The following is an 8,029-nucleotide window of genomic DNA, read 5'->3' on the forward strand; positions in this document are numbered from 1 at the left end:
TGTTTGATTCCGCCAATTGCCAGGATACATGCATCAGGTGGGTTAATAATAGCAGTAAACTCTTCTATACCAAACATCCCCAAATTAGACACAGTGAAAGTATTACCTTCCCAATCTTTTGGCTGCAATTCTTTGTTTTTAGCTTTTCCTGCCAAAGATTTGGCTTCTTGTGAAATTTGAGATAAGGATTTATTATCTGTAAATCGAATAACAGGAACCAATAATCCATCGTCTATAGCTACAGCCATGCCAATGTGAACATGATCATTGTATCTGATTTTGTCTTCCATCCACGCAGAATTAACTGCCGGATGTTGTTTAAGAGAGGCAGCGGCTGCTTTGATGACCATATCATTGAAAGATATTTTCACTGGAGCAACTTCATTCATACTTTTTCTAGCCTCAATCGCTTTGTCCATGTTGATTTCCATGGTCAAGTAAAAATGAGGTGCAGTGAATTTACTTTCTGCCAATCGCTTGGCAATCACCTTCCTCATTTGAGAGACTTTTACATCAGTATAGGACTCTTGACCTATGGCAACGCCATCTGCCGAATCACTGCTTGATGCAGCGGTAGCTGCAACTTTTGAAGGATCAAAATTCTCTATGTCCTTTTTAATTATTCTGCCGTTATCACCGCTTCCTTGAACGAGTGAAATATCTATGCCTTTTTCGCTTGCCATTTTCTTGGCAAGAGGAGAGGCTTTAATTCTTCCTTTGTCCATTGTACTGGTTGAAGAATCAGCCACTCCATTTGACGGCTTACCTTCCTCAGCTTTTGGAGCAGATTTCTCCTCTTTAACCGGTTCAGCTTTTACTTCTTCAGCACCCGATGATTTTTGTTGATGGGCTTTAAGTAAGGTTTTATAATCGGCATCTTTTTCACCAATAATGGCAATGACTCCATTTACCTCAACTGACTCACCCTCAGACACGCCAATATATAGTAGGGTTCCATCGTCATACGACTCCAGTTCCATGGTTGCTTTATCAGTTTCCACCTCGGCCAAGACATCACCTGACTTGACTTCATCTCCCTCCTTTTTCAACCAACTAGCGATGGTACCTTCTTGCATGGTGTCGCTCATCTTAGGCATGGTAATTACCGTTGCAGCAATTCCTGACACATCTATTTCAGAAGTAGTTTCTTTAGCTTTATCTTCAGACTTTTCTTCAGCTGCATCTTCCTTAGTTTCAGTAGAGGCGCTTTCCGAGCTTCCTCCTGAGTCCACATCTTTCAAGAGATCGTCTATATTCTCACCTTCTTCACCCAGAATGGCAATTACACCATTGACAGGAACAGCATCTTTTTCCTTTACGCCAATGTGAAGCAAGGTACCCTCATCGTATGATTCTAGTTCCATGGTCGCTTTATCAGTTTCCACTTCTGCCAGAATATCTCCGGGTTTTACTTTATCACCTACCTTTTTCAACCATTGAGCAATCACCCCTTCTTCCATGGTGTCGCTCATTTTGGGCATTCGTATTATTTCGGCCATAAGTTAAATTATTCGAATTCATATTTTCAGCAATCCAAAAATAGTTCTTAAAATATGTTTATTCAAATTTAATAATAGTATTTTCACGTAAGATAGAAAAGTGAATCGTGTAAAGTCATAGAATGCCAGTAGTTAAAACATCAAAATATCTCCGAAATCAACTTCTTTTTAATGGCCATTTACAAACCATATACCCTGCCATTTTCAGAAAAAAAGTTGTATTACCATTTGAAAGGGAGAGAATTAGCACTTCTGACGGGGATTTCTTGGATCTTGACTGGTTAAGAAATGGCAAAGACACTTTGGTGATTTTGAGTCATGGTCTGGAAGGAAATAGCCAAAGACCATATATGACAGGAATGGCAAAAATGTTTTTTGAATCAGGTTATGATGTTCTGAATTGGAATTTTAGAGGCTGTAGTGAATCAATGAATGCTTTACCAATCTTTTATCATTCAGGAGCTACTTATGATTTAGACCTGGTAATATCTCATGCTGCCAAAAACTATTCCAACATCCACCTTATCGGTTTTAGTTTGGGGGCTAATCTTACACTAAAATACCTCGGTGAGACCTCTTGGAAAAGTAAAATTCATATTAAAAAAGCCGTTGCCATATCCGTCCCTTTGGATTTAGGAGGTTCCTGTGATAAAATAGACGAATTTGGAAATAAATTATATGCCTATAACTTTCTATATTCCTTAAAGCAGAAAATAAGAAAAAAAGCTTTACACTTTCCGGAAAAATTATCAATCGATAAACTCTCCAATATACATTCACTTAGGGATTTTGACAATGAATTTACAGCCCCTCTGCATGGGTTTAAAGATGCCACCGATTATTACCAGCAATGCTCATCCCTTTATTTTCTACCTCAAATTAAACATCCAACTTTGGTTTTGAATGCAAAAAACGACCCTTTTTTAAGTAGGAATTGTTTTCCAACCAATGCAGGAAAATATAAGGCAACATTGTACTTAGAGTACCCTAAGCATGGAGGCCATGTTGGATTTAGCCCAAGAACGGTAAAGGAAAGGTTCTGGTCAGAAACAAGGGCTTTGGAATTTATCCAAAATAAAAATTTTAATTAGGATTTTGATAAAAATAATATGTGTGGAAGATATTCGCTCGCAAAATCAAAAATGGAACTAGAAGAACGATTCCAGGCAGAAATGCTGGAAGACTTCAAACCCCGGTACAATATTGCACCTTCTCAACTTGTTCCTGTCATCACTTCCGACAGCCCAAAAGGCTTTTCTCATTTTTATTGGGGAATTACGCCGGCTTTTGCCAAGAACAAGCCTGTGGCCAATAGACTTATCAATGCTAGGTCAGAAACCATAACAGAAAAAGTATCTTTTAAGAACGCCTTTAAAAAGAGCCGCTGCTTGGTACCGGCAGACGGCTTCTTTGAATGGAAGAAGGTAGGAAAAAAAACCAAGGTCCCTTATAGATTTGTCTTCCTTGATGAATCTTTATTTTCATTTGCAGGAATATGGGAGGAATTTGAAACTGAAAAAGGGGAAATTGCTCACACCTTTACTATATTAACGACCAGACCAAACGGTCTAACCGCTGAAATACATGATAGAATGCCGGTAATCCTAAAAAATGAAAATGAAGAAAAGTGGTTGAATCTAAATACCAGCGAAGAGGAGCTACTTAGTATGCTGTCCCCCTACCCGGATGAGCTAATGACCAAATACACCGTTTCTCCTATGGTTAACCAAGTAATAAATGACAGCCCTTTTGTAATCAGGAAAACACTCCCAATGGATCAATTTGGTAACTATACCCTTTTTGGATAATGCATACAATCCATACTATTGACCTGAAGTTTCAAAAAGTTGAAAAAACCATCGCCAGTTTTCTTATTCAAGGCATGGGTAAACCCGTATTAATTGAAACCGGCCCCCACAGTACATGGAATCAGTTGAAATCAAGCTTACAACATCTTGGTTTTAAACCCAAAGATTTAGCTGCAGTTCTTTTAACTCACATACATTTTGATCATGCAGGAGCAGCATGGGAATTTGCTAAAGCCGGCGTAAAGGTATACCTCCACCCAAAGGGTTTGGAACACTTATCCAACCCCGAAAGGCTTTGGAACTCTGCCGCTAAGATCTATGGCAATGAACAAATGGATACCTTATGGGGACCAATGGAAAGTATTGACCAAAGTTTGCTGGTTCCTGTGGAAGACAAAGAACAGGTTTTGATTGAAGACCTAACCTTCATTCCCATTCACAGCCCGGGCCATGCCAGCCACCATATTGCCTGGCAATTAGATGACATGATATTTACTGGTGATGTGGGCGGGGTTAAAATAAATGATGGGCCTGTAGTTCCTCCTTGCCCTCCTCCCGACATTGATATTGAAGCATGGAAGGCCTCCGTTGCCAAAATATTAGATCGCCAACCTAAGGGATTGTACTTAACTCATTTTGGTAAAATCATCAATCCAAAAGAGCACCTGGACCAATTGATAGAAATTCTTGATGACTGGGCCCGTTGGATAAAAAAAAGGTTTGACAATAAGGATCAAGTTGATGATATCACGCCTGAATTTATGAAATACACCGCCAAGCAGTTGGAAAGTAAAGGTGCCGACAAAAATCTTCAGAAGCTATATGAACTAGCCAACCCTAGTTGGATGTCAGTAGGAGGTTTACTTAGGTATTGGAAATTGAAAAAAGAAAACCGATTATGATTTTCATAATTTGACAAAAACACCAAAATTGATTTTTCAATTAAATTCAACATATTTGTTGTCCAACTAATATCAATAGTAAAATGCTGAAATCAATTATCGCAGGTGCCGGCCATTGCTTACCGGAAAGAGTCGTAACAAACGATGACCTTTCCAAAATGATGAATACCAATGATGAGTGGATCGTAGAGAGAACAGGTATTCGGGAAAGAAGGTGGTTTACACCGGGTGTGGACACTGTCACCAGCATGGCAAAAAATGCATCAATTATGGCTATTCAAAATGCCGGAATTGAAACTAACGCTATTGATTTTATCATTTTTGCAACCGTTACACCGGATTATTTTATCCCTGGAAATGGGGTGTTGCTTCAAAGAGAACTTGGTTTACAGGGCATTGGAGCATTGGATGTAAGAAATGCCTGCTCAGGATTTATTTATGCCCTCTCCATTGCGGATCAGTTTATCAAGACAGGTATGTACAAAAACATTCTTGTAGTAGGAGCAGAAATTCAGTCTTCAGCATTAAGTAAAAATGATGAGGGTAGATCCAGTGCCGTCATTTTTGCAGATGGGGCAGGTGCAGTAGTTTGTAGCGCTACTGAGGATAAAAACAGAGGGATCCTTACTACTCACCTGCATGCAGATGGCGATTTTGCTGAAGAACTATATGTTAAAGACCCTGGAAGTAGCCGAGAAATTAGACTTTCTACCCCCTTAATCGAAAGTGGCTCTTTTAATTTATCAATGAATGGAAACACAGTTTTTAAACATGCGGTATTGAGGTTTAAAGAGGTGATTGAAGAAGCTTTAAATGCCAATAGTTTCCATAGCTCTGACATTGATTTATTGATCCCTCATCAAGCAAACCTGAGGATTAGCCAATACATCCAAGAAAAAATGGGGTTAAGCGATGCACAGGTCTTCAACAATATCATGTATTATGGAAATACCACTGCAGCTACAATTCCTATCGCTATAAGTGAAGTTATGCAGCAAGGGAAAGTCAAATCAGGCGACCTGGTCTGTCTGGCAGCCTTTGGTAGTGGCTTTTCTTGGGCTTCAGCTCTGATAAGATGGTAAAAAATCATGACGATACTGGTTCAATCTCCACCTTAATTCAAATCACGAAAGAAAAGGAATTATTTGAAAACATAAGTCGGGCAAAAAAAGAATTTATTCATGCATTGTCTCTGGTAGGAAATCGTATTCCTTTTAATAAAATTGAGGAGATCCATGATGAGCATAAAGGCATTAAAATCAGCCAAGGCAATGAATTGCAAAGCTGCCCCTATCAAGTGTTAGACATTGTGAGGGATTTTGATCTTAACACCGGGTTAAATATCAGAATCCTACATTGGTGGGGAAGAGGAGCCTATTTCCTTGTCTTTTATGGTGCAAATCACCCCTTAATTGTAAAGCCCAATAAACTATTCAAATGGTTAAAGTATAAATCTTTTGATTTGTGCACCACCGGCCTTTGGGATTATAAGGGAATAATCGATCAAAAAAAGATTATTCCAAGCAGTAGTCTAACTCTAGAACTGATGATGAATCACCTTAAAAGTGAATTTCCTTTTCAAATAATTAAACCAATCTCATTTGATAATCTCAGTACGCTTCGTCAAAAATTGGAAGCAGAATTTATAGATTTTCATGCCTTTCATCTTGAGAGATAAATTTTAGTTTTTGGTTTTAATTAAGTTAGCAATAGCTATAAATAGAAATATTGTTAAACTTTCACCGAATGAAATGTAATTTTTTAACTATATAATGTAAATTGGAACCAAGATTGTATCCATTTCGTATGACTTTACTAAATCGATTAAAAAACTCATGAAATATACATTTGCCTGGCTTTTGATGATTTTTTTTGTGTCTTCTTCGTATGGACAAGGCCAAGTAGTAAACCTCTATAACCAAGACTCCACCCTTATGGGCAATGGCGTCATGCTAAACAACAAAATGGATGGACTATGGAAATTTATCAACCCCAAAACCAACCGTCTCATCCAACAAGGTAATTTTAAAAATGGTCTTAAAGATGGGGAATGGACCATTTATTTTTCAAACAAACAAAAACATATTGTAGCAGAGTATAAAGACAACAAAAGGAATGGGTCCTTTTTAGAGTACGATTTAGGTGGAGCTTTGATTAAAAATGCGGTTTATCAAGACAGCGTATTAGTAGGCCCTTATAAAGAATACTATGGTAACCAAAGCAGGTCTGGGTATGCCAATCCCAAACAAGTTAAAACTGAGGGCAATTATATCAATGGAAAAAAAACCGGCGAATGGTTTTTTTACTATGATAATGGAAAAAAAGCAGTTGAGATTAATTACGAAGAAGGGTTAAAGGTTGGCCCTTATAAAGAATATGATCCATTTGATCAGTTGGTTGTTGAGGCAAACTACACCAACAATCAACCGGATGGTGAATTCAAGAGATTCTCACCAAATGGTAGAATTCAGGAGTCCGGAGAATACAATTCGGGAAGAAGAGTTGGAAAATGGACGAGTTATTTCCCTAATACCAATATTGTGGAGTCCGTAAAACTCTATGACAAATCAGGCCATAAAACCGGTACTTGGACCTATTTCTATGAAAACAAAAGAACTGCAAGGGTAGAAAGATACGAAAATGACATTCCAGTTGGAAAATGGGAAGAATTCTTCACAGATAAATCATTGTCAAAGCAGGTTATTTATGACTTAGGTGTACCTACAGGTAAATACATTGAAAATCACAGCAATGGAAAACCGTCTGTCAGAGGGCAATATGAAAATGGTTTTCGATCCGGGGTTTGGAAAAGCTATTATCCTGAAGGCAACTTATTTTCCATAGGAGAATATAAAAATGACTTGAAATCAGGACTGTGGAAATACTTTAATAAAATTGGAATCCTTGTTGCCGAAGGTAAATACCAATTGGGCAATGAACATGGGCAATGGTTTTATTATTACGATGGTGGCCAATTGAAGTCTGTAGGAAGTTATTTACTTGGTCAGGAGGATGGTATTTGGGGTCTATTTTATGACAACAAGCAACTGACTCAAGAGGAAACTTGGGATTTTGGCAGGTTGCTAAACATTAGCGAATATAACAATTACAATGGCAGTAAAACATTAAATCCGGGTACCTTAAGGGATGGAAATGGCACTAGGATTACCTATTATATCAATGGGGCAAAAGAATCGGAAGGCAACTACCAATCCGGCAAACCTGAGGGGAATTGGAAATATTACCATGATAACGGAAGGTTAGCCTCCGAAGGAAAAATGGTGGATGGCAAAAAAGAAGGACCTTGGAAATATTATACCCGTTCCGGAAACCTTGAAGATATTATCCAATTTGATGATGATGAAGTTTTACCTAATGAAATTCCCGAAGAAAGTGACTTATTTCAAGATTTTGATTAATGTCTGAACATATTGATCTTTTACGTGTTGTCTAAATAAAAAGCGATGTTTGGACTATTTAAAAAGAAATCACCTCTAGAAAAACTTCAGGAACAATACCAATCTTTCCTTGAAAAAGCACATAAAGCTTCACATCATGACCGTAAACTTTCTGACAAGTTAATGGCTGATGCAGAAGAGGTTGCAAAAAAAATTGAGAAATTGGAAATTCACCAAGCTAAGTAATTTCACAAATCCAATTGTTAAACTTTCAATTTATAGCTAATCACAAACCAATTTATCTCTATTAACATCTTTTAAGACACCCGCGTAAAATTGAAGAAAACTTGGAACACTTATTGTAATATCAATATTATCACCAATAATTATGTGCCATGAAAAATTCAATAAACAACTGGTCA

At 37.7% G+C, this 8,029-nt stretch carries 8 protein-coding genes; 7 read left to right on the plus strand and 1 reads right to left on the minus strand.

Annotation, left to right across the window (positions count from 1 at the left end; translation table 11 throughout):
* On the minus strand, nucleotides 1-1,499 hold a 1,499-nt coding region (locus AAC037_RS14095; RefSeq protein WP_339903586.1), incomplete at its 3' end, for a 2-oxo acid dehydrogenase subunit E2.
* Between the two features lie 122 nt (nucleotides 1,500-1,621).
* On the opposite strand from AAC037_RS14095, the gene AAC037_RS14100 reads away from it, so the two are divergent.
* The 7 genes from AAC037_RS14100 to AAC037_RS14130 all read left to right on the plus strand — a co-directional run bounded on the left by AAC037_RS14100 (nucleotide 1,622) and on the right by AAC037_RS14130 (nucleotide 7,853).
* On the plus strand, nucleotides 1,622-2,590 hold the full coding sequence (locus tag AAC037_RS14100; RefSeq protein ID WP_339903587.1) for an alpha/beta fold hydrolase: 969 nt from the start codon (nucleotides 1,622-1,624) through the stop codon (nucleotides 2,588-2,590).
* 18 nt (nucleotides 2,591-2,608) lie between these two features.
* Nucleotides 2,609-3,307 (plus strand): SOS response-associated peptidase, encoded by a 699-nt coding sequence (locus AAC037_RS14105; RefSeq protein ID WP_339903588.1) that lies wholly within the window; start codon nucleotides 2,609-2,611, stop codon nucleotides 3,305-3,307.
* Nucleotides 3,307-4,209 carry an MBL fold metallo-hydrolase gene (locus AAC037_RS14110; RefSeq protein WP_339903589.1) on the plus strand — a complete coding sequence of 301 codons (903 nt, stop codon included), beginning with the start codon at nucleotides 3,307-3,309 and terminating at the stop codon, nucleotides 4,207-4,209. Before AAC037_RS14105 ends, AAC037_RS14110 begins: the two co-directional genes overlap by 1 nt.
* Nucleotides 4,210-4,292: 83 nt before the next feature.
* Entirely contained in the window at nucleotides 4,293-5,291 is a 999-nt protein-coding gene (locus AAC037_RS14115) for a beta-ketoacyl-ACP synthase III (RefSeq protein ID WP_339903590.1), read from the plus strand.
* On the plus strand, nucleotides 5,285-5,887 hold the full coding sequence (locus AAC037_RS14120) for a hypothetical protein (protein WP_339903591.1): 603 nt from the start codon (nucleotides 5,285-5,287) through the stop codon (nucleotides 5,885-5,887). The genes AAC037_RS14115 and AAC037_RS14120 overlap by 7 nt, the downstream gene beginning before the upstream one ends.
* Nucleotides 5,888-6,044: 157 nt before the next feature.
* The gene (locus AAC037_RS14125; RefSeq protein ID WP_339903592.1) at nucleotides 6,045-7,628 is read left to right on the plus strand and encodes a hypothetical protein; all 1,584 of its coding nucleotides are present in this window, start codon (nucleotides 6,045-6,047) and stop codon (nucleotides 7,626-7,628) included.
* Between the two features lie 45 nt (nucleotides 7,629-7,673).
* Nucleotides 7,674-7,853, plus strand: coding sequence for a Lacal_2735 family protein (locus AAC037_RS14130; RefSeq protein WP_339903593.1), 180 nt, complete (start codon nucleotides 7,674-7,676; stop codon nucleotides 7,851-7,853).
* Nucleotides 7,854-8,029: the final 176 nt, after the last annotated feature.

Origin of the sequence: uncultured Cyclobacterium sp., assembly GCF_963976465.1 — a bacterium.
Taxonomy (GTDB): Bacteria; Bacteroidota; Bacteroidia; order Cytophagales; family Cyclobacteriaceae; genus Cyclobacterium.

Bases quoted from the DNA above. Each gene is read 5' to 3' on its own strand.
- AAC037_RS14100 (WP_339903587.1), top strand. From the start codon at position 1,622: ATGCCAGTAGTTAAAACATCAAAATATCTCCGAAATCAACTTCTTTTT.
- AAC037_RS14105 (WP_339903588.1), top strand. From the start codon at position 2,609: ATGTGTGGAAGATATTCGCTCGCAAAATCAAAAATGGAACTAGAAGAA.
- AAC037_RS14130 (WP_339903593.1), top strand. From the start codon at position 7,674: ATGTTTGGACTATTTAAAAAGAAATCACCTCTAGAAAAACTTCAGGAA.
- AAC037_RS14110 (WP_339903589.1), top strand. From the start codon at position 3,307: ATGCATACAATCCATACTATTGACCTGAAGTTTCAAAAAGTTGAAAAA.
- AAC037_RS14120 (WP_339903591.1), top strand. From the start codon at position 5,285: ATGGTAAAAAATCATGACGATACTGGTTCAATCTCCACCTTAATTCAA.
- AAC037_RS14115 (WP_339903590.1), top strand. From the start codon at position 4,293: ATGCTGAAATCAATTATCGCAGGTGCCGGCCATTGCTTACCGGAAAGA.
- AAC037_RS14125 (WP_339903592.1), top strand. From the start codon at position 6,045: ATGAAATATACATTTGCCTGGCTTTTGATGATTTTTTTTGTGTCTTCT.